This window comes from Streptomyces gamaensis (assembly GCF_042656465.1).
Classification (GTDB): Bacteria; Actinomycetota; Actinomycetes; order Streptomycetales; family Streptomycetaceae; genus Streptomyces; species Streptomyces gamaensis.
The window spans coordinates 1-25,281 of the sequence record NZ_JBHSPB010000031.1 but is presented as its reverse complement, the minus strand read 5'-3'; the positions used below and the strand labels follow the sequence as shown (position 1 = coordinate 25,281).

Below are 25,281 nucleotides of genomic sequence, written 5' to 3'. Positions count from 1 at the left end.
TTGCGGGTTCCCTGGGCCGAGTCACCGCTATGCGGACAACGGTTCCGCGCAGCGACTTCGTGTGCCATACTCCTGCGCAGGTCACGAGTGACAGCGATACGGCCCCGGCCTGCTGTCCGGCAACCCTCCTTCCGTGGCGGGGTGCCCCGGGTGATGACCGGGCCGCAGGCAGCGAGGTCTGCGGCAAGCGCGGATCCCTCGCCAGGGATCCTGGTTGCCGAGGGAGTTCTCACCGTGGTTCAGCGAATGCGCTAGGGCTCTGCAGAGCCCCTTTCCCGCACATCCCTTTTCCCGTCCGGGTGTTCCCGGACGCTCCTGCGCCGCCCCGCGCTGCCCGCGCGCCCCGGCGCAGTCGAAGCCGCCTGCCTCTTACGGGAGTTCGCCGTGTCCGTTTCCGCCGTACCCACTCTGCCCGCCGTCGCCGAACCGCTGCCCGTCCTCGGCTCCGACGTCCGTGTCCCGCTCGTCACCGGCGGCGAGGTGGGCTACGCGGCCCTGGACTACGGGGCCAGCGCCCCGGCGCTGCGGCGGGTGTGGGACGACGTGGCCGCGTACGCCCCGTACTACGGGAGTGTGCACCGGGGCGCCGGTTATCTCTCGCAGTTGTCCACGGAACTGTTCGAGAACAGCCGGGCGGAGGTCGGGCGGTTCCTCGGCTGCCGCCCGGCCGACCAGGTCGTCTTCACCCGCTCCACCACGGACTCCCTGAACCTGCTGGCCGGTGTACTCCCGTCCGGCACCCGGGTGTTCGTCTTCGAGAGCGAGCATCACGCGGCGCTGCTGCCCTGGGAGCGGCGCGCGGACGTGGAGGTGACGTATCTGACGGCGCCCCGCTCCCGGCGCGAGGCGGTCGAGGTCCTGGAGCGGGCGCTGGCCGGACGCGAGCCCCACGGCCCGGCCCTGGTGTGCGTGACGGGCGCGTCCAATGTGACCGGGGAGCTGTGGCCCGTACGGGAACTGGCGGCGGCCGCGCACGCGCACGGCGCCCGGATCGTGCTCGACGCGGCCCAGCTCGCCCCCCACCACCCCGTGGACATCGCGGAACTGGACGTGGACTGGGTGGCCTTCTCCGGCCACAAGCTGTACGCGCCGTTCGGCGCCGGGGTGCTGGCCGGCCGCGCGGACTGGCTCCGGGCCGCCGAGCCGTACCTGGCGGGCGGCGGCGCGAGCCGTACGGTCGCGCGCGGTGCCGACGGCCGGGTGAGTGTCGTCTGGCACGAGGGCACCGCCCGGCACGAGGCGGGCTCGCCCAACGTCATCGGCGCGTACGCGATCGCCGCGGCCTGCCGGGCCCTGACCGAGGCGGGCTTCGAGCGGCTCGTCGCCCGGGAGCAGCGGCTCCTGTCGGCCCTGCGCGCGGGACTGGCCGAGGTGCCGGGGGTGAAGGTGCTGTCGCTGTTCGGCGAGGACGCCCCGCGGGTGGGCGTGCTGTCCTTCGTCGTCGAGGGCTGGAACAGCTCGCACCTGGCGGCGGCGCTGTCCGCCGAGTACGGCATCGGGGTGCGCGACGGCCTGTTCTGCGCCCACCCCCTCGTGCGTACCCTGCTCGGTACGGACGGCCGGGCGCCCGGGGAGTGCGGGGCGCCGGAGGGGGAGCGGGAGCAGGCGCCGCTGAACGCGGTCCGGGTCAGCTTCGGCGCGGGCACACCCGACGAGCACGTCGAGCGCTTCGTGCGCGCCGTCGAGGAGTTGGTGGCCCACGGCGCGCGCTGGACCTACCGCACCGAGGACGGCCGCTGCGTGCCCGACACCTCCGGGGCCTGAACGCCCGCTCCCCGCGGCCCGGTTCGCGCGCTCAGCTCTCCAGGCCGATCGCGAACGCGGCCTCCAGGTCGTGCTGCGAGTACGTGCGGAAGGCGATGTGGGTCTCGGTGGAGGCCACGCCCGGCACCTTGCTGATCCGGCCCGGGATGACGTCCGCGAGGTCGTCGTGCCGGGCCACCCGCACCATGGCGATCAGGTCGTAGGCGCCGGTGACCGAGTAGACCTCGCTCACGCCCTCCAGCGCCGCGATGGTCTCGGCGATCTCGGGGATCCGGTCGGCTTCGGTCTTGATGAGCACGATCGAGGTGATCACGGCCGGCAGCTCCTATCGGGGGTCGGGGGGCGGAGCCCCGTCGGGCCCCGGCCCGCCGTCGCGGGCGGCCGCGGACGGGGCGTCGGAGGGGACAGGGACCTTCACTCTAGCCGCACACGTGTACCGGGCCCACGCGTACAGAAAGCCCAGCGCGAAGCCGATCACATGGGCGAGATAGGCGACCTGCGGCCGGTCGCCCGCCGACCGCGCCGCCAGCCACTGCAGCGCGAACCAGAACAGCAGCACCATCCAGGCCGGGAAGCGCAGCGGCAGGAAGAACAGGAAAGGGAAGAGACTGGTGACTCGGGCCCGGGGGAAGAGGTAGAGGAACGCCCCGAGCACCCCCGAGATCGCCCCGGAGGCTCCGACGAGCGTCTGGGTGGAGTGGGCGTGCGCGGCCGCGTAGCCGAGCAGGGCCGCCGCCCCGACGGCCAGATAGAACAGGGCGAAGGCGCGGCGGCCCATGTGCTGCTCGGCCATGGCGCCGAAGACATAGAGGAAGAGCATGTTCCCCAGCAGATGCAGCCAGTTGCCGTGGACGAACAGCGCGGTCAGGGGGGTGATCAGGGACTGGGGGGAGCCGTGCCACAGCGCGGCCGGCACCACGCCCCAGCGTTCGAAGTAGGCGGTCTGCTCGGCCAGCAGCTCGCTGCCGCCGGGCCGGCCGGTGCCCTCGGGGCGGCCGGCGAGCGGGACGAAGCCCGCGGCGGGACCGGCGAGGAAGACCACGCAGCACGTGCCGATGATTCCGTAGGTGATCCAGGGGGGCGCCGGGCGCTGTCCGGCGGGGACCCGGCGCACTGCCGTTCCGGTCATGGAGCAGATCATGGCGTACCGGTCGCAACCGGCGCAGAGTGCCTCGCCGGGCCGCCGAAGCGGGGCCGCCCTCCGCGCCGGGTGACCATGAGGCCGTAGGGTTACCGGGAACACTCCCGCGGATCGGACGGGCGCCGCGGCAGCGGAGCGCCGCCGGCGGGACCTTGGTGACCGACCCTGACAAGGACGGGTGAGAAGACGATGGGCATTCCCCAGCCGACCGCCACGACCCGCTGGCGCTGCGCGCTGTGCGGCAACCTCACCCGCTTCGACGTCACCCGGTCGAGCAAGGCCGTGGAGTATGTGCACCTGGACCTGGCCGGGGAGCCGAAGGTCGAGGAGCGAGAAGTGATCAGTGAGACGATCGAGTCCGTACGGTGCCGCTGGTGCAACGCGGTGGACCAGGTCGAGTTGGTGGACCGGCCGGGCGCGAGCGCCTGAAGAACGAAAGCGGTGACGGTGGTGGAGCACACAGGCGGCTCGGATGCGGCCGGTGGCCCGCAGCACACCGGCGGGTCCGACGGCGCCGCCGAGGTGCTCGACCGTCCCCTGCCGGAAGGGGTGCGGCGGCGGGTCGTCGGGCTCGTCGCGGAGGCCTTCGGCAGTCTGACCCCGGCCGAACTTCCGCCCGGATTGCGGCAGTACGCCCGTTTCACCCCCAGTCGTCGGGCCAAGTTCGCGGGCAACGCGATGGCCGCCGCCGTGGAGAACGACGCCGCCTTCCGGCAGCGGATCTCCGCCCGGCTGCGCGAGAGCGGCACCGAGCTCGTCGAGGCCCTGGAGGCCGGCTCCCCGCCGGCCGCCGCGGACCCCGAGGACGTGGCCGCCATGGCCTATGTGCTGCGTCCGGCGGGCTGGGTCAAGCTCGTCACCGCCGCCGGCGAGGAGGCCCAGCGCGCCACCGCGGAACGCGCCGGTGAGGAGGCCCAGCGCGAACTGCGGCGGCTGCGCGAGGAACTGGCCGCCGCCCGCGCCGACGCCCGCGCCGAGAACGACCGCGTCCGCGCCGAACTCGACGCCGTGCGCAAGGAGCACGACACCCTCCAGCGCAAACTGCGCAGCGCCGTCAGCGACGTGCGCCGTGGCGAGGCCGCGCTGCGCAAGGCCCACGAGGAACTGGAGGCCCAACGGGCCGCAGGCGCCGCCGAGAAGGCCGCCGCCCTCGGCGAGGCCCGCCGGCTCAAGGCCCGGCTCGCCGAGGCCGAGGCGGCCCTGGAGGCCGGCCGGCGCGCGGTGCGCGAGGGGCGCAGCGTGGAGGACATGCGCTTGCGGCTGCTCCTGGACACCGTCCTCGACGCCGCGCAGGGCCTGCGCCGCGAGCTCGCGCTGCCCCCCGTCGCCGCCCGCCCCGCCGACACCGTCGACGCCGTCGAGCCGGGCCGGATGACCCCCAAGGACATCGCCAACCGCGCGCTGTCCGAGACCGATCCGGCGCTGCTGGACCAGCTGCTGGCGCTGCCTCAGGCACATCTGGTCGTCGACGGCTACAACGTCACCAAGACCGGCTATCCCACGATGCCCCTGGACAAGCAGCGGCTGCGGCTGCTCGGCGGACTCGCGATGCTCGCCGCGCAGACCGGCGCCGAGGTCACCTGCGTCTTCGACGGCGCCGAACTCGCCGCGCCCGTCCTGCTCGCACCGCCGCGCGGGGTGCGGGTGCTGTTCTCCAAGCCCGGCGTCACCGCCGACGAGCTCATCCGCCAACTGGTCCGGGCCGAACCCCCGGGCCGGCCGGTCGTCGTGGTCTCCACCGACCGCGAGGTCGCCGACGGGGTGGCCAAGTCCGGGGCGCGCCCGGTCGCATCCGCCCTGCTGCTCAAGCGACTTGCCCGTACCTGAAACGGTGCCGGAGCGTCAAATTCCGGCTACCCGCTGTGTCATGTTGGTAAAGGATGGGGCGGGTGGCGCGAATTTTTCCGATGAGGATTTGAACGGATCACGAGAGGGTCACTAAGGTCGGGCCTCGAACCTTCACCCGGTTGATCATCCATTCGGGGTGACGGTGAAGGTCCCGCCGGGACCGTGGTGATGCGCGGGGGCCGGCGGCCGAGGAAAAGGAGCGCGTCTCCGTGGCGTCCCACCGTCGACCCAAACAGCCGGGCCGGACCCGGGTCACCGTGCTGACCGCGACCGCCGCGGCAGCCGTCGCCCTCTCCGCCCAGGCCGCGCACGCCGACCCGCAGCCCTCCAAGGCCGACGCCAAGGCCAAGGTCGACCAGCTCTACGAAGAGGCGGAGCAGGCCACCGAGAAGTACAACGGGGCCAAGGAGAAGCAGGACAAGCTCGACAAGCAGGTCGGCGAGCTCCAGGACAAGGTCGCCCGCGGCCAGGACGAGCTCAACAAGCTGCGCGGGAGCCTCGGTTCGATCGCCACCGCCCAGTACCGCGACGGCACCGCCGGCTCCTCGCTGGGGCTGCTGCTCTCCTCCGACCCCGACGAGTTCCTCGACAAGGCCTCCACCGTCAGCCGGGTGAGCGACAAGCAGGCCCGCACCCTCGATCTGGTCGCCGAGAAGCAGCGCACGCTCAAGCAGCAGCGCCAGGAGGCCGGCAAGGCGGTCGCGGAGCTCGCCGAGACCCAGAAGGCCCTCGCCGAGAAGAAGGAAGAGGTCCAGGGCAAGCTCGCCGAGGCCCAGCAGGTCCTCAACTCCCTGACCGCCAAGGAGCGCGCGGAGCTGGAGGCCGAGCAGGCCAAGGAGGCCAAGGCCGCCCAGGAGGCCGCCAAGGCCGCGCAGGGCCAGGGCAGCGGCTCCTCCTCCGACAACGGGCGCGCCAGCCGCGCCGACTCCCGCCCCGACCTCGGCAAGCAGTCCGCCGCCTCCGGCCGCGGCGCCGCCGCCCTGGCCGCCGCCCAGGGCAAGATCGGCTCCCCGTACGTGTGGGGCGCCACCGGGCCCGGCTCCTTCGACTGCTCCGGGCTGACCTCCTGGGCGTACGCGCAGGCCGGCGTCAACATCAGCCGCACCTCGCAGGAGCAGGCCAACGACGGCACCCGCATCTACAACCAGAGCGACCTGCGCCCCGGCGACCTCATCCTCTTCTACGGCGACCTGCACCACGTCGGCCTCTACGCGGGCAACGGCATGACGCTGCACGCCCCGAAGCCGGGCGCCAATGTGCGCTACGAGTCGATCAACAACATGCCGTTCCAGTACGGGGTGCGCATAGGCTGAACGGCTGAACCGCCGCCCGATCGGGCGAATCACGGCAGCCCCTGATGACCCACGCCCCGCCGGTGACCTGCGTCTCCGGCGGGGCGACGGCTTTTTGCCCGCGTTCGCTCGCGGCTGGGGTCTTTGAACGCGGGGTGAGCACGCCGCTACTGTCTGGCGCGCGGCGGCGACACGCCGTCCGCCCCCGCGCGAGCGCGCAGGGCGGCAGCGGCACCGCCGCACCATCGAGCACCCAGTGGAAGGGAGTGCGGCAGCCCGTGGCGTCCCATCGCCGTCCTTCGCCGTCCGGTCTCGCCCAGACCGCCCGGGTCACCTTCGTCTCCGCCGCCGTCGCCACCGCGGCGGCCGCGCTGGCGGCGCCCGCGAACGCCGCCCGGCCCGGCGCCCCCTCCGGCACCGCCGAGCCGTCCGGGACGGTCAAGGCCCGGGTCGACCGGCTCTACGAGGAGGCCGAGCGCGCCACCGAGAAGTACAACGCCGCCAAGGAGCGCGCCGACGGGCTGCACCGCACCGCCGACCAGGCCGCCGACCGCGTCGCCCGCGGCCAGGAGCACGTCAACCGGCTGCGTACCGCCCTCGGCATGATCGCCACCGCCCAGTACCGCAGCGGCGCCGTCGACCCCGCGCTGCAACTGCTGCTCTCCTCCGACCCCGACGGCTACCTGGAGCGCGCCGCCGCCCTCGACCGGGTCTCCGGGCGGCAGGCCGAGCAGCTGCGGGTGCTCGTCGCGGCCCAGCGCGCGCTGCGCCAGGAGCGCAGCCAGGTGGCCCGTACCCTCGGCGAGCTGGAGGACAGCCGGCGGGCCGCCGAGGAGCGCAAGCACGAGGTGGAGCGCAAGCTCGCCGCCGCGAGCCGGCTGCTGAACTCGCTGCCGCAGCCCGACCGGGAGGCCTACGGGCGGGCCTCGCGCTCCGGCGGGGACCGCAGCGAGGGCTCCCTCGGCTCCGTCGAACAGGCCGTGGAACACGTCGGGAGCGCGGCCGCCTCGGCCGCCGCGAGCGCGCGCGGCGCCATCGCGGTCGCCGCCGCCCGCTCCGCCCTCGGCTCCCCCTACGCGTGGGGCGCGACCGGGCCCGGCTCCTTCGACTGCTCCGGGCTGATGCAGTGGGCGTACGGGCGGGCCGGGGTCGGACTGCCCCGTACCTCGCAGGCGCAGCGCAACGCGGGCCGCCACGTGCCGCTGTCCGAGGCCCGCCCCGGAGACCTGGTGGTCTACCGGGGCGACGCCAGCCACGTCGGCATGTACGTCGGCAACGGGCAGGTCATCCACGCCCCCTACCCGGGCGCGCGGGTGCGCTACGACCCCGTCGGCATGATGCCGATCTCGTCCGTGACCAGGCCCTGAGCGGGGACTGGGGGAAGCCCCCCGGGAGGGTGGCTCGTACGATGCGGGGCGTGACGGGCTGGTGGCAGTGGGGAGGACGGGGCGGCCGGGGAGGTCGGCCCCGGGTCGCGCGCTGCCTGGCGGCGGCCCTGCTCGTCCTGACGGCCTCGGGCGGCTGCGGCGTCGACGGCGCCCCGGGCGCGCGGCCCGGGGACGGCACCGTGCAACGGCTGCTGGACCGCTGGGCGGCGGCCGTACGGGACCACGACGAGGCCGCCTTCCTCGCGGCCGTGGACCCCGGGTCGCCCGCCTACCGGCAGCGGCAGCGGCAGGTCTTCGAGAGTCTTGCCGCCGTGCCGCTGGCCTCCTGGGAGTACCGCCTGGTACGCACCGGGGGCTTCGCGCCCGAACCCGGCGACGGCCGGCGCGTCGCCGCCCAGGCCGAACTCCGCTACCGGCTGGACGGCTACGACACCGCCCCGGTGACCACCGGCGTGCGGCTGACCCTCGTCGAACGCGACGGCCGCTGGTACGTGGCCGCCGAGGACCCCCACCAGGCCGGCCGGCAGCTGTGGCAGCAGGGCCGGGTCACCGCCGTGCGCGGCCGGCACAGCCTCGTCCTGGGCGTCGGCCAGGACGAGGACCGGCTCAAGGCGGTCGCCGACCTCGCCGACGCCGCCGTGCCCGCCGTCACCGACGCCTGGCGGGGCGGGCAGGAATGGCCCGGCCGGGTCGTCGTCGAAATGCCCGAGTCACTGGAGCGGATGGCCGCCCTGCTGGACGCCCCCGCCGCGAACTACCGGGGCATCGCCGCCGTGACCACCGGGGAGGTCGGCGGCTCCGGCAAGGCCCCGGCCGACCGCATCGTGGTCAACCCCGAGGCCTACGGTGTGCTCGGCGACCTCGGCCGCCGTGTCGTCCTCACCCACGAGACCACCCACGTCGCCACCCGCGCCCTGACCTCCCGGGCCACCCCGCTGTGGCTCTCCGAGGGCTTCGCCGACTGGGCCGCCTACCGCGGCAGCGGCCGCACCGCCCGGCAGGCCGCCCCCGAACTCGCCCGCGCCGTCGCCTCCGGCTACCTGCCGAAGAACCTGCCCGCCGACGCCGACTTCGGCTTCACCGGCGAGGCCGGCCGGCTGGCCGGCGCCTACGAGGAGGGCTGGCTCGCCTGCCGGATGATCGCCGAACAGTGGGGCGAGGCCAAGCTCGTCGCCTTCTACCGCGCGGTCGGCGGCCACAGCCGCCGCTCGGGAGCGGTGGAGTCCGCGCTGCGCGCGGAACTGGGCGTGAGCAAGGCGGAGTTCACCGACCGCTGGCGGGCGTACGTGAAGCGCGAGTTCCGCTGAGCCGGTGCCGCTGGCGCGGGCGGGGCCGGGGAGCCGGTGCGGGTACGGGGGGCGGCTCGTCGGATGCGGGTGCGTCGTGGTCGGCCGCGTCGACGCGGCGGTGCCGCTCGCGCGGGCGGGCTCGGGAAGCCGGCGCGGGGCCGGGCCGGGGGAGGCGGCGTGGTTGTCGGGCGGGGCGTCGGCCGTGTGCGGGTGCGTCGTGGCTGGCCGCGTCCACGCGGCGGTGCCGCGCATCGACAGGCGCGCCCTTCGGGCGCTGCCCGAAGCGCGCCGGGCTTCGCCAGGACCGCTCGGCCCGCTCGTGCGGTGCCGCTCACGCGGGCGGGCCGGCCCGGAAAGCCGATGCGGGCGCAGTCGGGTGCGGGTCCGGGGGCGGCGGCGCGGTCGCCGGGCGGGGTGGCAGCCACGCGGGCCGTGCGGGGGCGCTCGCCGTGCGTGGGTGCGGCTGAGTGCGCCGTAGCGTTCGTGCCCACGCGGCGGAGCCGCGCATCGGCACAGGTGCCGCGCCCCTCGGGGCGCTGCCCCAAGCGCACTCGTGCGCTGGCGCGGGGCCGGGCCGGGGGCGGCGGCGCGGTCGCCGGGCGGGGTGGCAGCCACGCGGGCCGTGCGGGGGCGCTCGCCGTGCGTGGGTGCGGCTGCGTGTGTGCCGGGGTGTTCGCGCCCACGTGGCGGGGCCGCGTATCGGCACAGGTGCCACGCCCCTCGGGGCGCTGCCCGAAGCGCGCTCGTGCGCGCGGGTGCGGCCGCGGGAAGGTCCTGCGTCCGGGATCGGGGCGGCCGGGTGCGTCCCCGTGTGGGGTTCAGTCCGCCGTCAGCAGGCGTTCCCGTTCCGTGGGGGGATCGGTCGCGTGGGCCGGGGCCGGCTCGGTCACCGTTTCGCGCCACAGGCGGGCGCACGCCACGGACGTGGCCACCGTCAGCAGCAGGTTGCGTACCGTCAGCGTCGCCACCCCCAGCCAGTCGCTGTCCACCACGTGCGCGAACCACAGGGGGAACTCCAGCTGCGTGAACGGGGTCGCCGCCAGTACCAGCCACACGGGCAGCCGCTGCCGGACCGTGCCCATCGTCACGCACACCGCCGCGAGCCCGATCAGCCAGATCACGTACTGCGGGCTGATCACCCGGCTCGTCGTGGTGAACAGCAGTACCGCCACGAACGCCGCGTCGTAGGGCGTGCACGCGGTGAAGCGGCGGGCCTTGAGCCGCCACAGCAGCAGCCAGCCGAAGGCCAGCAGCGACAGCAGCAGCGCGAGCCGGCTCACGGCCGGCACGTACGGGCCGAGGAACTCCACCGAGCCGTAGTGCAGCCGTGCCTCGCCCGGCCAGCCGAAGTGCCGGCCGAGGTGGAAGACGAGCGCGCCCAGCGACTCCACCTCGGTGCCCCGGTCCTTCTGGAAGGTCAGGAACGCCAGCCCGCCCGGCATCGTCACCGCGCACGCCAGCCCGAGCCCGCCGGCGGTCAGCAGCGCGGTGAGCCAGGAGGAGCGGGTGGGTCGGCCGCGTTCCGTGCCCACCAGCAGCAGCACCGGCCACACCTTCAGCAGCGCCCCGAACCCGACCAGCGCGCCCGCTGTGCGCGCCCGCCGGCCCACCGCCAGCAGGGCCGCCACGGCCACGGCCGTGACCATCACGTCGTAGCGGGTGTAGACGATCGGGCCGAGCAGCGGCACCCCCGCCACCCACACCCACACCCCGCCCGCCGCCCGCCGGCCGCAGCGCGCCGCGTACAGCAGCAGCGCGAGCACCAGTGCGTCCGCCAGCAGGCACATGACGAAGAACGCCGGCGCGTAGTCGAGGAACGGCAGCAGCCCCGGCGCCAGCACCGGGAGCGCGGCGGCCGGCGGATACTGCCAGGCGACGTCCGAGGAGGGGAAGGTGCCCGAGCGCAGCACCCCGTACCAGCCCCGGTAGATCACCTCGACGTCGACCGAGACGTCCGAGCCCGGCATCGGCCAGATCCGGAAGACGAACAGCAGCAGCACGGCCCGGGACAGCAGCCACGCCACGATCGCAAGCCGTACGCCGGTCCTCGCCGTCCTGTCCGCCATCGGTCACCTCGCTCCTCATGGTCTCCCCACAGCCTGGACGGCATGATGCCGCTAGCGGGGGCCCGGAGCGACGACGTGGCGCGTCGCGGGGGGTGTTGCCGCCCGATCGCCGCCCGCGGCCACCGGGTACCCTCGGGCGGCGATGCACAAGACCCTCATCGTCACCAACGACTTCCCGCCCCGGCCCGGCGGTATCCAGGCGTTCCTGCACAACATGGCGCTGCGGCTGGACCCGTCCTCCGTCGTCGTCTACGCCTCGACCTGGAAACGCGGCCGGGAGGGCGCCGAGGCCACCGCCCGCTTCGACGCCGAGCAGCCCTTCCCCGTCGTCCGGGACCGGACGACGATGCTGCTGCCCACGCCCCGGGTGACCCGGCGCGCCGCCGCCCTGCTGCGGGAACACGGCTGCGGCTCCGTGTGGTTCGGGGCCGCCGCGCCGCTCGGGCTGATGGCGCCCGCGCTGCGCCGGGCCGGGGCGCGCCGGCTCGTCGGCACCACGCACGGGCACGAGGCCGGCTGGGCGCAGCTGCCCGCTTCCCGGCAGTTGCTGCGGCGCATCGGGGAGGGCACGGACACCCTCACGTACCTGGGGGAGTACACGCGCTCGCGGATCGCCGCCGCGCTGACGCCGGAGGCCGCCGCGCGCATGGTGCAACTGCCGCCCGGTGTCGACGAGAAGACCTTCCATCCCGCTTCCGGCGGGGACCGGGTGCGGGCCGGGCTCGGGCTCGCCGACCGGCCCGTCGTGGTGTGCGTCTCCCGGCTCGTCCCGCGCAAGGGGCAGGACACCCTGATCCGGGCCATGCCCCGGATCCTGGCGTCGGTGCCGGACGCGGTGCTGCTGATCGTCGGCGGCGGCCCGTACGAGAAGGACCTGCGGCGGCTCGCGGCGGAGACCGGTGTGGCCGGGGCCGTGCGCTTCACCGGGCCGGTGGCCTGGGAGGAGCTGCCCGCGCACTACGGGGCGGGCGACGTCTTCGCGATGCCCTGCCGTACGCGCCGGGGCGGGCTGGATGTCGAGGGGCTCGGCATCGTCTACCTGGAGGCGTCCGCGACGGGGCTGCCGGTGGTCGCCGGTGACTCGGGCGGGGCGCCGGACGCGGTTCTCGACGGGGAGACCGGCTTCGTGGTGCGCGGCGGGTCCGAGGCACAGACCGCCGACCGTGTGGTCGCGCTGCTGAAGGATCCGGCGCTGCGGCAGCGCATGGGGGAGCGCGGACGGCAGTGGGTCGAGGAGAAGTGGCGCTGGGACCTGCTCGCGGAGCGGCTGAAGGAACTGCTGTGAGCAGTAGGTGATACGGGTAAGGGGCTCGCGCCATGGCGCGAGCCCCTTACCCGTATGCCGTGTGCCCGTGTTCAGCGGCGGTAGATCGCCTCGATCTCGTCGGCGAAGTCCTTGGCCACGACACTGCGCTTGAGCTTGAGCGAGGGCGTCATGTGCCCCGACGCCTCGGTGAACTGGGTCGGCAGGATACGGAACTTGCGGACCGACTCCGCCTTGGAGACCGCGGCGTTGCCGTCGTCGACCGCCTTCTGCACCTCCGCCAACAGCTCGGGGTCGTCGGCGAGTTCGGCCGGTGTCGTCCCGGCCGGCTTTCCGTGCTGCTGGAGCCAGCGCGGCAGGAAGTCCTCGTCGAGGGTGATCAGCGCGCCGACGAACGGGCGTCCGTCACCCACGACCATGCACTCGGCGATCAGGGCGTGCGCCCGGATCCGGTCCTCGATCACGGCGGGTGCCACGTTCTTGCCGCCGGCGGTGACGAGGATCTCCTTCTTGCGGCCGGTGATGGTCAGATAGCCCTCCTCGTCGAGGGTGCCGAGGTCACCGGTGTGGAACCAGCCGTCCGACAGGGCGTCCTTGGTGGCCGGTTCGTTGTTCCAGTAGCCCTGGAAGAGGTGCTCGCCGTGGAGCAGGACCTCGCCGTCGTCGGCGATGCGCACCACCGAGCCGGGCAGCGGCTGGCCGACCGTGCCGATCTTCGGCCGGTCCGCGGGGTTGAACGCGGTCGCCGCGCAGGACTCGGTCAGCCCGTAGCCCTCCAGGACCGTCAGGCCCACGCCCCGGTAGAAGTGGCCCAGCCGTGCCCCCAGCGGCGCGCCGCCGGAGATCGCGTGCGTGGCCCGTCCGCCGAGTACCGCGCGCAGCTTGCCGTAGACGAGTTTGTCGAAGATCTTGTGCTTGATCCGCAGGCCCAGCGAGGGGCCGGACGGGTCGTCCAGGGCGCGGCTGTAGGCGATGGCGGTGTCCGCGGCCCGGTCGAAGATCTTGCCTTTGCCGTCGGCCTGGGCCTTGGCGCGGGCCCCGTTGTAGACCTTCTCGAAGACCCGGGGCACGCCCAGGATCAGCGTCGGGCGGAAGGAGGCCAGGTCGTCGGTGAGGTTCCTGATGTCGGGGACGCAGCCGAGGCGGATCGGCGCGAGCATCGCCGCGATCTCCACGAGCCGGCCGAAGACGTGCGCGGTGGGCAGGAACAGCAGCACGGAGGAGTGGCCGGTGTTGAACAGCGGTTTGAGCCGCTCGACGGCGTTGCCGCACTCGGCGAAGAAGCTGCGGTGGGTGAGCACGCAGCCCTTGGGGCGCCCGGTGGTGCCGGAGGTGTAGACGATGGTCGCGGGCGAGTCGGCGTTCGCCGCCGCGCCGCGCTCGTCGACCTCCTCGTCGGTGACGTCCTCGCCGGCGGCGCGCAGCCGCTCCAGGCCGCCGTCCTCGATCTGCCACACGTGCGCGAGGTCCGGGAGGCGGTCGCGTACGGAGCCCACGGCCTCCTCGTGCGCGGCGGTCTCCGCCACACAGGCCACGGCCCCGGAGTCGCCGAGGATCCACTGGATCTGCTCGGGCGAGCTCGTCTCGTACACCGGCACCGTGACCCCGCCGGCGCTCCAGATCGCGAAGTCGGCGAGCGTCCACTCGTAGCGCGTGCGCGAGAGCAGCGCGACCCGGTCGCCCGGCCGCACCCCGGAGGCGATCAGGCCCTTGGCGACCGCGCGCACCTGCGCGTAGAAGGAGGCGGCGGTCACGTCCTCCCAGCGGCCCTCGGTCTTGCGCCCGATGACCACGGTGTCGGGGCGCTGCGCGGCGTTCCGGCGGATGAGATCCGTCAGGTTTCCGTCCGCGGGGACCTCATAGAGGGCCGGAAGGCTGAACTCGCGCAAGACTGCTCCTCGTCGGGCGCCGGCGCCACCGCGTCTTTGAGGGGCGCTGCGTCGGCTGCGGTCCATGATCATCAGGCAAGGGGGTAGAACTGCCCGGACGTTACCCACCAGTACAGGTTTCGAATAGGGGGTCGTGCCCAGATGTTCTCTGCGTCACATGCCTCGGGACTGCTCAGCGCACCCTAGCTCCTCCGGTCGGTGACCCGGAAGTAACCGCAGGTCGGGGCGGCCGCCGCGGGCCGCTCGGGAGGCCTGCGGCGGCCCGTCGGCGGTGACCTACAGTGAGGCCCATGCGAGTCCATGTGGTCAGCGACGTGCACGGCAACAGCGAGGGCCTCGCCAGGGCGGGGCAGGGCGCGGACGCCCTGGTCTGCCTCGGCGACCTGGTCCTCTTCCTCGACTACGCCGACCACTCGCGCGGCATCTTCCCCCAGCTGTTCGGCGTCGAGAACGCCGACCGGGTCGTCGAGCTGCGCACCGCCCGCCGCTTCGAGGAGGCCCGCGCCCTGCAGCGCCGGTTGTGGGAGGGGCTGGACCGCGACGCCGCGATCGAGGGCGCGGTACGGGGGCAGTACGCCGAGCTGTTCGCCGCCTTCGCCGAGAACCCCGTGCCCACGTACGCGACCTACGGCAACGTCGACATCCCGGCGCTGTGGCCCGAGTACGCCCGCAGCGGCACCCACGTCCTCGACGGTGAGCGCGTGGAGATCGGCGGGCTCGTCTTCGGCTTCGTCGGCGGCGGGCTGCGCTCGCCCATGCGCACCCCCTACGAGATCGACGACGACGTCTACGCCGCCAAGGTCGCCGCCCTCGGCGAGGTCGACGTGCTCTGCTCGCACATCCCGCCCGACGTGCCCGAGCTGTGCTACGACACCGTCGCCCGGCGCTTCGAGCGCGGCAGCGCCGCCCTGCTGGAGGCGATCCGCGCGGTGCGCCCCCGCTACGCCCTCTTCGGCCACGTCCACCAGCCGCTGGCCCGCCGGATGCGCGTCGGCGCCACCGAGTGCGTCAATGTCGGCCACTTCGCCTCGACCGGGACACCCTGGGCCCTGGAGTGGTGACGGAGCGCGCAAGGTAGCCTGCACCGGCAGGCACAGCAGGCCGCCGACCGCTACGGAGGAGCCACGCAGATGGCGGAACACACCAGCTCTAGCATCACGATCGAGGCCGCACCGGCCGAGGTGATGGCGGTGATCGCCGATTTCGACCGCTACCCGGAGTGGACCGGCGAGGTCGAGCGGGCGGAGGTGCTGGAGCGGGACGAGCAGGGCCGGGCCGCACAGGTCCGTCTCGTCCTCGACGCCGGGGCCATCAAGGACGACCACACGCTCGCCTACAGCTGGTCGCGGGGGACCGCCGGGCAAAGCACAGTCAGCTGGTCCCTCGTGAAGTCCCAGATGCTCCGTCAGCTCGACGGCTCCTACACGCTGGAGCCGGAGTCGGGCGGGACGCGCACCACGGTGACCTACCAGCTCACCGTCGACGTCAAGATCCCCATGCTCGGGATGATCAAGCGCAAGGCGGAGAAGGTCATCATCGACCGCGCCCTGGAGGGGCTCAAGCAGCGCGTGGAGAGCGTGAAGTAGCCCCTCGCGGGCGTCGGTCGTGGATTCCAGCGGAGGCAGCAGAATGCGTACGGTCCTCGTCACCGGAGCCGGCGGCGCGGGCCGCACCACTGTCGCGGCGGCCACGGCACTGGCCGCCGCCCGGCGCGGCGGGCGCGTGCTGCTGCTCAGCTGCGACCGCACCCCCGCGCCGGAACTCGTGCTCGGCGCCGCCCTGCCCGCGCCGGCCCCCGGCGCGGACGTGCCCTGGGGGGAGCCCGTCGAGCTCGCACCGGGGCTGACGGCGGCGCGCGTCGCCGTCGCCGAGCACTTCCAGGACCGGGCCCGCGAACTGCAGAGCCGCGGCGCCTCCGTCCTCGACCTGCTGGGCGCCGCCCCCCTCGACGCCGAGGAACTGACCGAACCCCCCGGCGCCGACGCCCTCGCCACCCTCACCGCGCTGCGCTGCGCCCACACCGGCCCGTGGGACCTGGTCGTGGCCGACATGCCGCCGGCGCACGAGACCGTACGGCTGCTCGCGCTGCCCGAGCAGCTGCGCCGCTACCTGCGCCGGCTGCTGCCCCCCGACCGGCAGGCCGCCCGCGCCCTGCGCCCGATGCTCGCCCAGCTGGCCGGGGTGCCGATGCCCGCGCAGCGGCTGTACGAGGCCGCCGAGCGCTGGGAGGGCGAACTCGCCGCCGTCCAGGCCGTACTGGAGGCCCCCGGCACCACCGTGCGCCTGGTCGCCGAGCCCGGCCCCCTCGCCGCGGCCGCCCTGCGCGAGGCCCGCGCCGGGCTCGCCCTGCAGGGCTGCCGCATCGACTCCCTCGTCGCCAACCGGCTGCTGCCCCAGGACGGCACCGACTCCGCCGGGCCCTGGCTCGCCGGCCTCGCCGCCGAGCAGCGCGGCGCCCTCAAGAGCCTGTACGAGGACTTCCTCGTCGACGGCATCACCCTGTGCGAACTGCCGCACCTGGGCCGGGCCCCGCGCGGCGGCGGCGACCTCGCCGAACTCGTCGACCGCGCCCGCTCCACGACCGTCGGCGGCGGCGAGGACGGCGGCCCCGGGTCCGCCGGAGTCGTCGAGGGAGAGGGCCTGGCCGAGGAGCTGTCCGGCTGGACGGGCAGGCCGGGCGCGGACGGGACCTGGACGGTGGACGACCGTCTGGCCACCGACGGCGTGCTGCTGTGGCGGCTGCCGCTGGCCGGCGCCGACCGCGACGGCCTCGACCTGGTGCGCCGGGGCGACGAACTCATCGTCACCGTCGGCCCGTTCCGGCGCGTGCTGCCCCTGCCGTCCGCGCTGCGCCGCTGCACTGTCTCCGGCGCGGCCCTGCGCGACGGGGCCCTGTGCGTGCGCTTCACCCCGGACCCCGCGCAGTGGCCCCGCACGTCCTGAACCGGCCTCCGGGCACGGTGAACGCGACTGACCCGTTCGGGTAACGTCGAAGAAAAGTCCAGCCGCAGGAGTACGCCATGAGCGAATCCACCGAGCGTCCCCGCCCCGCGGCGGAGGCCGACCCCGATGCCTGGGAGCAGGCGTGCGCCGAGGACCTCGCCGCCGAACAGGCGCGCAGGCGCGCCTCCCACGGGCAGCCGGTCGGCAGCGCGGCCGAGGAGCTGCGCAAGCTCGTGGACGCCGTGGCCGAGAAGGTCTCCGGGCTGCAGCTGCCGCTCGCCGGGGCGGCCGCGCAGGGCGCCCTGCAACAGGTCGTCGCCCAGGCCAGGGCGGCCGTCGAACCCGTCGTCGAGCGCAACCCCCAGGTCTTCGAGCACCTCGCCGCCGCCGGATCCGAGCTCCTGGCCGCCTACCGCGCCGCCGTCCAGGGCCACGAACAGCGCTGGACGAAGGACGCCGCCGACCGCCCCACCGGGGCCGACCGGACCCCCCGAGATGACGGACCGCCCCCCGGCCCCGAGCGCATCGACCTCGACTGACCTGGGCCTCCGGTACCGTGGGTCCCGGCGGGGATCGAGCGAAAAACTGAGGGACACATGGGACTCACCATCGGCGTCGACATCGGCGGCACCAAGATCGCGGCGGGTGTGGTCGACGAAGCCGGCAACATCCTCGCCACCTGCAAAGTGCCGACCCCGTCGAGCCCCGAGGCGGTCATCGACGCCATCGCCGACGCGGTGCGCACCGTCAGCGCCGACCACGAGGTGGAGGCCGTCGGCATCGGCGCCGCCGGCTACGTGGACGAGAAGCGGGCCACCGTTCTCTTCGCCCCCAACATCAACTGGCGCCACGAGGCGCTCAAGGACAAGGTCGAGCAGCGCGTGGGCCTGCCCGTCGTCGTCGAGAACGACGCCAACGCCGCGGCCTGGGGCGAGTACCGCTTCGGCGCCGGCAAGGGCCACGACGACGTCATCTGCATCACCCTGGGCACCGGCCTGGGCGGCGGCATCATCATCGGCAACAAGCTGCGCCGCGGCCGCTTCGGCGTGGCCGCCGAGTTCGGCCACATCCGGGTCGTCCCGGACGGGCTGCTGTGCGGCTGCGGCAGCCAGGGCTGCTGGGAGCAGTACGCCTCCGGCCGCGCCCTCGTGCGCTACGCCCGCCAGCGCGCCCAGGCCACCCCGGAGAACGCCGAGATCCTCCTCGCCCTCGGCGACGGCACCCCCGAGGGCATCCAGGGCAAGCACATCAGCGACGCCGCCCGCAAGGGCGACCCGGTGGCCGTCGACTCCTTCCGCGAGCTGGCCCGCTGGGCCGGCGCGGGCCTGGCCGACCTCGCCTCGCTCTTCGACCCCTCGGCGTTCATCGTCGGCGGCGGTGTCTCCGACGAGGGCGACCTCGTCCTCGAACCGATCCGCAAGTCCTTCCGGCGCTGGCTGGTCGGCGGCCAGTGGCGGCCGCACGCGCAGGTCCTCGCGGCCCAGCTGGGCGGCAAGGCCGGGCTGGTCGGCGCGGCCGACCTGGCACGCCAGGGCTGACCCTGACGGCCCTGCGGGGCCGGGGAGTTGGTAAAGGTAGGCGGCATGAGTGCTGTCCTGCCACTGCCGGACCTCCCGGCATCCCGTATCGCGGACGACGGCTCGGCCGTCGTCCGCGTACTCAGCTACAACATCCGTTCCCTGCGTGACGACCTGGGGGCGCTGGCCCGCATCGTCCGGGCCTGCGCCCCCGACGTCGTCTGCGTCCAGGAGGCGCCGCGCTTCTTCCGCTGGCGCAAGGCGGCGGCCCGGCTCGCCACCGCCACCGACCTGGTGTACGTCACCGGCGGGGCCACCGCCTGCGGGCCGATGGTCCTCGCCCCGCTGCGCGCCCACGTCGAACACACCGAGGACCTGCTGCTGCCGAGGAGACCCGGACTGCACCAGCGGGGACTCGCCACGGCCGTGCTGCGGTTCGGGCGGACGGCCCGCCTGGGGGTGGTCAGCTGCCACCTGAGCGTGAACGTCGAGGAACGCCTCGCCCAAGGGCGGCTGATCCTGCGGCAGTTGGAGAAACAGGGCGCCCCGCACGCGGTCGTGGCGGGAGACCTCAACGACCGCCCCGACGGCCGCACCTTCCGGCTGCTCGCCGGAGAACTGCAGGACGGCTGGACGACCGCCCCGTGGGGGCGGGAGCACACCACCCGGCTGGGCGACCCCGAGCAGCGCATCGACGCCGTCTTCGCCACCCGGGGCGTCGAAGTGCTGGGCTGCGGGGTGCCGATGGGGCTGCCCGGGGTCACCGAGGCGGACCTGCGGGCGGCCACGGACCACCTGCCGGTGCTGGCCGCGCTGCGGGTACCGGCCGCCGGATAGCGGGCCTCACGCCCGTACGGCCCGGGGCGGGGTCAGACGACCGCGCCCCGGCCCGGGTCGTCGTGGTCGTCCTCGTCGTCGTCCCGCATCCGCAGCACGAGCGTGGCGAAGCCGCCCAGGAAGCCGCCGACGCCCAGCGTCGTGATCCACCACGTCAGCTCCTGCCGCAACAGCACCATCACGAGCAGCAGCAGCGGGCCGCCGAGCACCGCGATCCACGCGAAGCGCGCGGTGACATCACCGGTGGGCAGGGGCGGCGGCTCCGGGGGCACGAAATGGCCCTCGCCGTCGGGATCCTCCGGGTGCTCCGGGGGCGCCGACCAGTCGCGGGGGCCGACCCCCGGCGCGTACACCACGAAACCGCCGGGCCGCCCGGGCCGGCCCGGGGACCCCGGGTCCGCGGCCGGGTCCGCCGGCGGACCCTCCGGCTCCTTGCCGGACGGCAGGGCGGCGGCCCCGCCGTCGGGGCCGCCAGGGGTGCCAGGGCCGCCACCGCCAGGGGTGCCGGGGGTATCGGGGGTGTCGGGCACATCCCCCGACGCGGGCCAGCGCCCCGTCTCGGGGTCCGGCTGCTCCCCGTACGCGGCCACGAGCTGCGCCCACGCCGCGTCCTCGTCCAGCGGATCGTGGCTCTCGTCCCGGCCGGCGTCGCGCTCAGCCACGGGCGGCCGTCCCTCCCGGCTGTGCGGCCTCGCCGGTCCCGGCCACGATCCGGGTGATGAACGCGTACGTCTCCTCGAAGACCAGCTCCGCGTCGTGGTCGAGGGTCGCCACGTGGTAGCTGCGGTCCAGCAGCCGCTCGGTGACGTCCCGGGAGGACACCCGGGACAGGATGCGCTCGGAGTCGGCCGGGGGCACCACATGGTCCTGCGGGCTGTGCAGCAGCAGCAACGGCTGGGTGACCTGGGGCAGTTCGCCGTCCAGCAGCCGCAGGAAGCGGCGGAACGAGTGCGCGGCGTGCAGCGGCACCCGGTCGTAGCCGACCTCCTCGGCGCCCTCCTTGGCGATGTCGCTGGCGATACCCTGGGTGGAGCGCACCAGATGGCGCAGCACGGGCAGGGCCTTCGTGGCCTGGCCGTGGACCTTGTTCGCGGGATTGACGACCGCGACCCCGCTGATCGCGTCGCCGTGCTTCGCGGCGAGCCGCAGGGCGAGCGCCCCGCCCATCGACAGCCCGCACACGAACACCCGCGAGCAGCGCTCCCGCAGCTCCCGCAGCGCGCGGTCCACCTCCGCGTACCAGTCCTGCCAGGTGGTGACCTGCATGTCCTGCCAGCGGGTGCCGTGGCCCGGCAGCAGCGGCAGCGAGACGCTCAGCCCGCGCTCCGCCAGGTGCTCGGCCCAGGGGCGTACGGACTGCGGGGAGCCGGTGAAGCCGTGACAGACGAGGGCGCCGACCTCTCCGCCGTCGTGGCGGAACGGCTCGGCTCCGGGAAGGAGCGGCACCGGGATCTCCGATCGCGTAAAGCCGGCCGTGCGGGGGTCCGGCCGAGGAAGGACAGGGACAGACGAAGGCGCCGCGGGGCGACCACGGGACACGGACGGGGTCCGGCCCTCAGCGTACGCGGAGCGCCGCACGGCGGGTAGGCAGGTTAAGGTCTCCTCGTCACACACAGGAGGTTCTCGGTTGTTCTACGGCGCTATGAAGCTGTCCCTCGGCGGGTCGCTGAAGCTTGCCTTCCGTCCGTGGGTGGAGGGCTTGGAGAACATTCCGGCCGAGGGGCCCGCGATCCTGGCGAGCAACCACCTGTCGTTCTCGGACTCCTTCTTCCTGCCCGCGGTCCTCGACCGCAAGGTCACCTTCATCGCGAAGCAGGAATACTTCACCTCCCCCGGAGTCAAGGGAAAGCTGACGGCGGCCTTCTTCAAGGGCGTGGGCCAGCTGCCGGTCGACCGCTCGGGCGCCCGCGGCGCCGGCGAGGCCGCGGTCAAGAGCGGGCTGGAGGTGCTCGCGCGCGGTGAACTGTTCGGCATCTACCCCGAGGGCACCCGCTCGCCCGACGGCCGGCTCTACCGGGGCAAGCCCGGCGGGCTCGCCCGGGTCGCGCTGCTCTCCGGCGCGCCCGTCCTGCCCGTCGCGATGATCGACACCGAGAAGGTGCAGCCCCCGGGCAAGGTCCTGCCGAAGATGGTCCGGCCGGGCATCCGCATCGGCAAGCCGCTGGACTTCAGCCGCTACCAGGGCATGGACGGCGACCGCTTCATCCTGCGCTCGGTGACCGACGAGGTCATGTACAAGATCATGGAGCTGTCGGGCCAGGAGTACGTCGACATCTACGCGACGGCCGCCAAGCGGCAGATCGCGGAGGAGGCCAAGCGCCGCGCCGAGGAGGAGAAGGCGGCCAAGGCCGCGGGCCTCGAAGAGGAGACCGGCCGCAGGAAGCGCCGCAAGGACCGCAAGGCGGAGCAGGCCGAGGAGCGGGCCGGGCACCAGGCCGGGGACGCCGGGGACAAGGCGGAGGGCAAGGCCGGGGACAAGGCGGAGCAGGCCGGGCAGGCCGGCCAGTAGCCGAAGGGACCAGTGGTCGAAGGGAGCCGGCGCGGCGCGGTCGCGCCGGCCGGTGGGGGGACGATGGCACCTTCCTCACGGCGCCCGCGCGCCGTTCGCATGTCCGTGGAGCTGCCGCTGTGGCGGGCGCTGACGGGCTACCGGATCCTGACGCTCGGCTACGCGCTGGCGCTCTTCGTGCTCGCCTACCGCGACTACGACCACCCGCTGGGCGCCGCCGCGTACATGGGCGTACTGACGCTGTGGACGGCGCTCACCTGGAACCGCGTCACCGGGCCCGAGCGCTGCACCCGGCGGTTCCTGGCGGCCGACCTCACCGTCGCGCTCACCGGAATTCTCCTCACCCCGGCCGTCGACTCCGCCGAGCGGATCGCCTCGGGAGCGGCCACCCTGCCGTCCATCTGGGCCGGCGGTGCCGTCCTGGGCCTGGCCATCAAGGGCGGCTGGCGGTGGGCGGCCGTCGGCTCCACCCTCGTCGCCGCCGCCAACCTCGTCGAGCGCGGCGGCCCGGCCCGCGACACCGTCCACAACGTGCTCCTGGTGTGGGTCTCCAGCATCGCCATCGGCTACATCGTGGAGGTGGCCCGCGCCAGCGAGCGCACGCTCGCCCGCGCCCTGCGCATCGAGGCGGCCACCCGGGAGCGCGAGCGGCTCGCCCGCGACATCCACGACAGCGTGCTCCAGGTGCTGGCCATGGTGCAGCGGCGCGGCACCGCGCTCGGCGGGGAGGCCGCCGAACTCGGGCGGCTGGCGGGCGAGCAGGAGATCGCGCTGCGCACCCTCGTCACCGGCGGCCCCCGCCCCGCGCCGCATGAGCAGCCCGGGGACGGGGCCGCCCGGCCCGTGCCGCCCGCCCCGCGCGAGGGCCCCCGCGACCTGGACGCGCTCCTCGCCCCGTACGCAGGCGCCGGCGTCACCTACTCCGGGCCCGGCACGCCCGTCCTGCTCGCGGCGGGCGCGGCGGCGGAACTGGCCGCGGCCGTCGGCGCCGCCCTGGACAATGTCCGCAAGCACGCGGGCGAGGGGGCGCGGGCCTGGATCCTGCTGGAGGAGGAGCCCGACGGCGTCCTGGTCACGGTGCGGGACGACGGGCCGGGCATCCCCGAGGGCCGGCTCGCCGCCGCGGAGCGCGAGGGCCGGCTCGGGGCCGCGCTGTCCATCCGGGGCCGGCTGCGGGACCTGGGCGGCAGCGCGGAGTGGATCTCGGTGCCGGGGCAGGGCACGGAGGTCGAGCTGCGGCTGCCCCACCCGGCCGGCGGCAGCGCGGACAGCGGCGCGAACGGGGCGCGGGGGGCGGGAAGTTGAGCACGACGACGGACAGGACGAGCGGGATGCGGCGGACGGACGACACGCAGAACGGGCCCGGCGCGAACGGGCACAGTGTGAACGGGCACAGTGCGGGCGGACAGAGCCGGGACGGGCAGGGCGTGGACGGGCGCAGCGCGGGCGGGCCCAGCGCCGGACCGAGTGTGGACGGACCGAGCGTGGACGGACCGAGCCGGGGCGGGCAGGGCGTGGACGGACAGAGCGCGGACGGGCACAGTGTGAACGGGCCCAGCGCCGGACAGAGCGTGGACGGACAGGGCTTGGACGGACCGAGCATGGACGGGCACAGCGCTGACGGACCCGGTGCGCAGGAGTCGCCGGCCGTGAAGGTCATGGTCGTCGACGACCACCCCATGTGGCGCGACGCGGTCGCCCGCGACCTCGCCGCCGCCGGCTACGAGGTGGTGGCCACCGCCGGCGACGGCCCGCAGGCGGTGCGCCGGGCCCGTGCCGCCGCCCCCGACGTCCTCGTCCTGGACCTCAATCTGCCGGGCCTGCCCGGCGCCGCCGTCTGCCGGCAGCTCGTGGCCGAACTCCCGGCGCTGCGCGTGCTGGTGCTCTCCGCGAGCGGCGAGCACGCCGACGTCCTGGAGGCCGTGAAGTCCGGCGCCACCGGCTATCTGGTGAAGTCCGCCAGCACCGGGGAACTGCTGGACGCGGTGCGCCGGACGGCCGAGGGCGACGCGGTCTTCACCCCCGGCCTCGCCGGGCTCGTCCTCGGCGAGTACCGGCGGGTCGCCGCCGCCCCGGCCCCCGCCGCCCCCGAGGAGGCGGACGCCCCCCGGCTCACCGAGCGCGAGACCGAGGTGCTGCGGCTCGTCGCCAAGGGCCTGTCGTACCGGCAGATCGCGGAACGCCTGGTTATTTCCCACCGCACGGTGCAGAACCATGTGCAGAACACCTTGGGCAAGCTCCAGTTGCACAACCGAGTGGAACTCGTGCGCTACGCGATAGAGCGCGGTCTCGACGACGCCTGACCGCTTCCCCGCGGCCGGGCGTCCACCGGCTGAAGGGAGAAGCGTCATGCGGGTCGCAATGCTGACCGGCGGCGGTGACTGCCCCGGGCTCAACGCGGTCATCCGCGCCGCCGTCCGCAAGGGCGTCCAGGACCACGACTACGAATTCGTCGGCTACCGCGACGGCTGGTACGGGCCGTTGCACGGCATCGGCCACCCCCTCGGCATCCCGTCCGTGCGCGGCATCCTGCCGCGCGGCGGCACGGTGCTCGGCTCCTCGCGCACCAACCCCTTCCGGGAGCCCGACGGGGTCCGCCGCATCAAGGAGAGCCTCGCCAAGGACCACGTCGACGCGCTGATCGCCATCGGCGGCGAGGACACCCTCGGCGTCGCCGCCCGGCTGCACAGCGAGTACGGCATCCCCTGCGTCGGCGTCCCCAAGACCATCGACAACGACCTGTCCGCCACCGACTACACCTTCGGCTTCGACACCGCCGTCGGCATCGCCACCGAGGCCATCGACCGGCTGCACACCACCGCCGAGTCCCACATGCGCGTCCTCGTCGTCGAGGTCATGGGCCGGCACGCGGGCTGGATCGCCCTGCACTCCGGGCTCGCCGGCGGCGCCAACGTCATCCTCATCCCCGAGCAGCGCTTCGACATCACCGAGGTCTGCGGCTGGGTCACCTCCCGCTTCCGCTCCAGCTACGCCCCGATCGTGGTCGTCGCCGAGGGCGCCGTGCCCAAGGACGGCGACCTCGTCCTGAAGAACGCGGCCGCGCGGGACTCCTTCGGCCACGTCCGGCTGTCCGGAGTGGGGGAGTGGCTGGCCGCCGAGATCGAACGCCGTACGGGCAAGGAGGCGCGCACCACGGTGCTCGGCCACATCCAGCGGGGCGGCACCCCCAGCGCGTTCGACCGCTGGCTCGCCACCCGCTTCGGTCTGCACGCGATCTCCGCGGTGCACGACGGGGACTTCGGGCGGATGGTCGCGCTGCGGGGCACGGACATCGTGCGGGTGCCGCTGGCGGCGGCGACGGCACGGCTGAAGACGGTGCCGCCGGAGCGGTACGAGGAGGTGAAGGTGTTCTTCGGCTGACCTTGCCCACCCACCCGCCCGTCACCCGGAAACGAGCCCCTTCCCCCGGGGGCTCCGCCCCCGGACCCCCACCGGGGGGCTGCGCCCCCCGGACCCCCCGATCGCGGCTGCGCCGCTCGTCCTCAATCGCCGGACGGGCTGGAATGTCCAGCC

Annotated in this window: 23 protein-coding genes and 1 riboswitch; of the genes, 17 read left to right on the top strand and 6 right to left on the bottom strand. The window is 74.5% G+C overall.

Going from position 1 to position 25,281, the window contains the following annotated elements; genetic code table 11:
• Positions 1–79: 79 nt before the first annotated feature.
• Positions 80–196: riboswitch (SAM riboswitch) on the top strand.
• A gap of 188 nt (positions 197–384) precedes the next feature.
• Positions 385–1,764 (top strand): aminotransferase class V-fold PLP-dependent enzyme, encoded by a 1,380-nt coding sequence (locus ACFP1Z_RS31150; RefSeq protein ID WP_390321079.1) that lies wholly within the window; start codon positions 385–387, stop codon positions 1,762–1,764.
• A 31-nt stretch (positions 1,765–1,795) separates the two neighbouring features.
• Here the strand turns inward: ACFP1Z_RS31150 and ACFP1Z_RS31145 are convergent, their stop codons facing one another.
• Positions 1,796–2,077, bottom strand: a complete 282-nt coding sequence (locus ACFP1Z_RS31145; RefSeq protein ID WP_390321078.1) for an Lrp/AsnC family transcriptional regulator — start codon at positions 2,075–2,077, stop codon at positions 1,796–1,798.
• Positions 2,078–2,089: 12 nt separating this feature from the next.
• Positions 2,090–2,893 carry a rhomboid family intramembrane serine protease gene (locus ACFP1Z_RS31140; RefSeq protein ID WP_390321077.1) on the bottom strand — a complete coding sequence of 268 codons (804 nt, stop codon included), beginning with the start codon at positions 2,891–2,893 and terminating at the stop codon, positions 2,090–2,092.
• Between the two features lie 201 nt (positions 2,894–3,094).
• Here ACFP1Z_RS31140 and ACFP1Z_RS31135 point away from each other — a divergent pair, with 201 nt between their 5' ends.
• From ACFP1Z_RS31135 to ACFP1Z_RS31115, 5 genes are all read left to right on the top strand, one after another.
• Positions 3,095–3,334 (top strand): hypothetical protein, encoded by a 240-nt coding sequence (locus tag ACFP1Z_RS31135; RefSeq protein ID WP_390321076.1) that lies wholly within the window; start codon positions 3,095–3,097, stop codon positions 3,332–3,334.
• An 18-nt stretch (positions 3,335–3,352) separates the two neighbouring features.
• The gene (locus ACFP1Z_RS31130) at positions 3,353–4,732 is read left to right on the top strand and encodes an NYN domain-containing protein (protein WP_390321075.1); all 1,380 of its coding nucleotides are present in this window, start codon (positions 3,353–3,355) and stop codon (positions 4,730–4,732) included.
• Positions 4,733–4,962: 230 nt separating this feature from the next.
• Positions 4,963–6,066 (top strand): C40 family peptidase, encoded by a 1,104-nt coding sequence (locus ACFP1Z_RS31125; protein ID WP_390321074.1) that lies wholly within the window; start codon positions 4,963–4,965, stop codon positions 6,064–6,066.
• Between the two features lie 257 nt (positions 6,067–6,323).
• Positions 6,324–7,412, top strand: a complete 1,089-nt coding sequence (locus tag ACFP1Z_RS31120) for a C40 family peptidase (RefSeq protein ID WP_390321073.1) — start codon at positions 6,324–6,326, stop codon at positions 7,410–7,412.
• 50 nt (positions 7,413–7,462) lie between these two features.
• Positions 7,463–8,740, top strand: coding sequence for a hypothetical protein (locus ACFP1Z_RS31115; RefSeq protein ID WP_390321072.1), 1,278 nt, complete (start codon positions 7,463–7,465; stop codon positions 8,738–8,740).
• Positions 8,741–9,540: 800 nt separating this feature from the next.
• On the opposite strand, the gene ACFP1Z_RS31110 is transcribed toward ACFP1Z_RS31115, so the two are convergent.
• Positions 9,541–10,788 (bottom strand): glycosyltransferase 87 family protein, encoded by a 1,248-nt coding sequence (locus ACFP1Z_RS31110; protein WP_390321071.1) that lies wholly within the window; start codon positions 10,786–10,788, stop codon positions 9,541–9,543.
• 142 nt (positions 10,789–10,930) lie between these two features.
• Between ACFP1Z_RS31110 and ACFP1Z_RS31105 the strand changes: the two genes are divergently transcribed.
• Positions 10,931–12,073: a glycosyltransferase family 4 protein gene (locus tag ACFP1Z_RS31105; RefSeq protein WP_390321070.1), complete on the top strand. Its 1,143-nt coding sequence runs from the start codon at positions 10,931–10,933 to the stop codon at positions 12,071–12,073.
• Positions 12,074–12,144: 71 nt separating this feature from the next.
• Here ACFP1Z_RS31105 and ACFP1Z_RS31100 read toward each other — a convergent pair whose 3' ends face one another.
• Positions 12,145–13,941, bottom strand: a complete 1,797-nt coding sequence (locus tag ACFP1Z_RS31100) for an AMP-dependent synthetase/ligase (RefSeq protein ID WP_390321069.1) — start codon at positions 13,939–13,941, stop codon at positions 12,145–12,147.
• 290 nt (positions 13,942–14,231) lie between these two features.
• Between ACFP1Z_RS31100 and ACFP1Z_RS31095 the strand changes: the two genes are divergently transcribed.
• The 6 genes from ACFP1Z_RS31095 (at position 14,232) to ACFP1Z_RS31070 (ending at position 19,238) form a co-directional block, all read left to right on the top strand.
• Positions 14,232–15,002 (top strand): metallophosphoesterase family protein, encoded by a 771-nt coding sequence (locus tag ACFP1Z_RS31095; protein WP_390321068.1) that lies wholly within the window; start codon positions 14,232–14,234, stop codon positions 15,000–15,002.
• Between the two features lie 69 nt (positions 15,003–15,071).
• Positions 15,072–15,527, top strand: coding sequence for an SRPBCC family protein (locus tag ACFP1Z_RS31090; protein WP_390321067.1), 456 nt, complete (start codon positions 15,072–15,074; stop codon positions 15,525–15,527).
• A gap of 43 nt (positions 15,528–15,570) precedes the next feature.
• Complete coding sequence (locus ACFP1Z_RS31085; protein WP_390321066.1) at positions 15,571–16,884, top strand: ArsA family ATPase; 1,314 nt, start codon at positions 15,571–15,573, stop codon at positions 16,882–16,884.
• A 77-nt stretch (positions 16,885–16,961) separates the two neighbouring features.
• The gene (locus ACFP1Z_RS31080) at positions 16,962–17,423 is read left to right on the top strand and encodes a DUF5304 domain-containing protein (RefSeq protein WP_390321065.1); all 462 of its coding nucleotides are present in this window, start codon (positions 16,962–16,964) and stop codon (positions 17,421–17,423) included.
• 57 nt (positions 17,424–17,480) lie between these two features.
• Positions 17,481–18,422 carry an ROK family glucokinase gene (locus ACFP1Z_RS31075; RefSeq protein WP_390321064.1) on the top strand — a complete coding sequence of 314 codons (942 nt, stop codon included), beginning with the start codon at positions 17,481–17,483 and terminating at the stop codon, positions 18,420–18,422.
• 45 nt (positions 18,423–18,467) lie between these two features.
• Positions 18,468–19,238, top strand: a complete 771-nt coding sequence (locus ACFP1Z_RS31070; RefSeq protein WP_390321063.1) for an endonuclease/exonuclease/phosphatase family protein — start codon at positions 18,468–18,470, stop codon at positions 19,236–19,238.
• 32 nt (positions 19,239–19,270) lie between these two features.
• On the opposite strand, the gene ACFP1Z_RS31065 is transcribed toward ACFP1Z_RS31070, so the two are convergent.
• Both ACFP1Z_RS31065 and ACFP1Z_RS31060 read right to left on the bottom strand, forming a co-directional pair.
• Entirely contained in the window at positions 19,271–19,900 is a 630-nt protein-coding gene (locus tag ACFP1Z_RS31065; RefSeq protein ID WP_390321062.1) for a hypothetical protein, read from the bottom strand.
• Positions 19,893–20,684, bottom strand: a complete 792-nt coding sequence (locus ACFP1Z_RS31060; RefSeq protein WP_390321061.1) for an alpha/beta hydrolase — start codon at positions 20,682–20,684, stop codon at positions 19,893–19,895. The genes ACFP1Z_RS31065 and ACFP1Z_RS31060 overlap by 8 nt, the downstream gene beginning before the upstream one ends.
• A 196-nt stretch (positions 20,685–20,880) precedes the next feature.
• On the opposite strand from ACFP1Z_RS31060, the gene ACFP1Z_RS31055 reads away from it, so the two are divergent.
• The 4 genes from ACFP1Z_RS31055 to ACFP1Z_RS31040 all read left to right on the top strand — a co-directional run bounded on the left by ACFP1Z_RS31055 (position 20,881) and on the right by ACFP1Z_RS31040 (position 25,128).
• Positions 20,881–21,747: a lysophospholipid acyltransferase family protein gene (locus tag ACFP1Z_RS31055; RefSeq protein ID WP_390321116.1), complete on the top strand. Its 867-nt coding sequence runs from the start codon at positions 20,881–20,883 to the stop codon at positions 21,745–21,747.
• A gap of 99 nt (positions 21,748–21,846) precedes the next feature.
• Positions 21,847–23,052, top strand: a complete 1,206-nt coding sequence (gene macS / locus ACFP1Z_RS31050) for a MacS family sensor histidine kinase (RefSeq protein ID WP_390321060.1) — start codon at positions 21,847–21,849, stop codon at positions 23,050–23,052.
• Positions 23,053–23,348: 296 nt separating this feature from the next.
• On the top strand, positions 23,349–24,050 hold the full coding sequence (locus ACFP1Z_RS31045) for a response regulator (protein WP_390321115.1): 702 nt from the start codon (positions 23,349–23,351) through the stop codon (positions 24,048–24,050).
• A gap of 46 nt (positions 24,051–24,096) precedes the next feature.
• Positions 24,097–25,128, top strand: a complete 1,032-nt coding sequence (locus tag ACFP1Z_RS31040; RefSeq protein ID WP_390321059.1) for a 6-phosphofructokinase — start codon at positions 24,097–24,099, stop codon at positions 25,126–25,128.
• The last annotated feature ends 153 nt before the right edge of the window (positions 25,129–25,281 follow it).

Bases quoted from the DNA above. Each gene is read 5' to 3' on its own strand.
- ACFP1Z_RS31045 (WP_390321115.1), top strand. From the start codon at position 23,349: ATGGACGGGCACAGCGCTGACGGACCCGGTGCGCAGGAGTCGCCGGCC.
- ACFP1Z_RS31080 (WP_390321065.1), top strand. From the start codon at position 16,962: ATGAGCGAATCCACCGAGCGTCCCCGCCCCGCGGCGGAGGCCGACCCC.
- ACFP1Z_RS31140 (WP_390321077.1), bottom strand. From the start codon at position 2,893: ATGACCGGAACGGCAGTGCGCCGGGTCCCCGCCGGACAGCGCCCGGCG.
- ACFP1Z_RS31110 (WP_390321071.1), bottom strand. From the start codon at position 10,788: ATGGCGGACAGGACGGCGAGGACCGGCGTACGGCTTGCGATCGTGGCG.
- ACFP1Z_RS31090 (WP_390321067.1), top strand. From the start codon at position 15,072: ATGGCGGAACACACCAGCTCTAGCATCACGATCGAGGCCGCACCGGCC.
- ACFP1Z_RS31095 (WP_390321068.1), top strand. From the start codon at position 14,232: ATGCGAGTCCATGTGGTCAGCGACGTGCACGGCAACAGCGAGGGCCTC.
- ACFP1Z_RS31105 (WP_390321070.1), top strand. From the start codon at position 10,931: ATGCACAAGACCCTCATCGTCACCAACGACTTCCCGCCCCGGCCCGGC.
- ACFP1Z_RS31135 (WP_390321076.1), top strand. From the start codon at position 3,095: ATGGGCATTCCCCAGCCGACCGCCACGACCCGCTGGCGCTGCGCGCTG.
- ACFP1Z_RS31040 (WP_390321059.1), top strand. From the start codon at position 24,097: ATGCGGGTCGCAATGCTGACCGGCGGCGGTGACTGCCCCGGGCTCAAC.
- ACFP1Z_RS31085 (WP_390321066.1), top strand. From the start codon at position 15,571: ATGCGTACGGTCCTCGTCACCGGAGCCGGCGGCGCGGGCCGCACCACT.
- macS (WP_390321060.1), top strand. From the start codon at position 21,847: ATGTCCGTGGAGCTGCCGCTGTGGCGGGCGCTGACGGGCTACCGGATC.
- ACFP1Z_RS31075 (WP_390321064.1), top strand. From the start codon at position 17,481: ATGGGACTCACCATCGGCGTCGACATCGGCGGCACCAAGATCGCGGCG.
- ACFP1Z_RS31070 (WP_390321063.1), top strand. From the start codon at position 18,468: ATGAGTGCTGTCCTGCCACTGCCGGACCTCCCGGCATCCCGTATCGCG.
- ACFP1Z_RS31055 (WP_390321116.1), top strand. From the start codon at position 20,881: ATGAAGCTGTCCCTCGGCGGGTCGCTGAAGCTTGCCTTCCGTCCGTGG.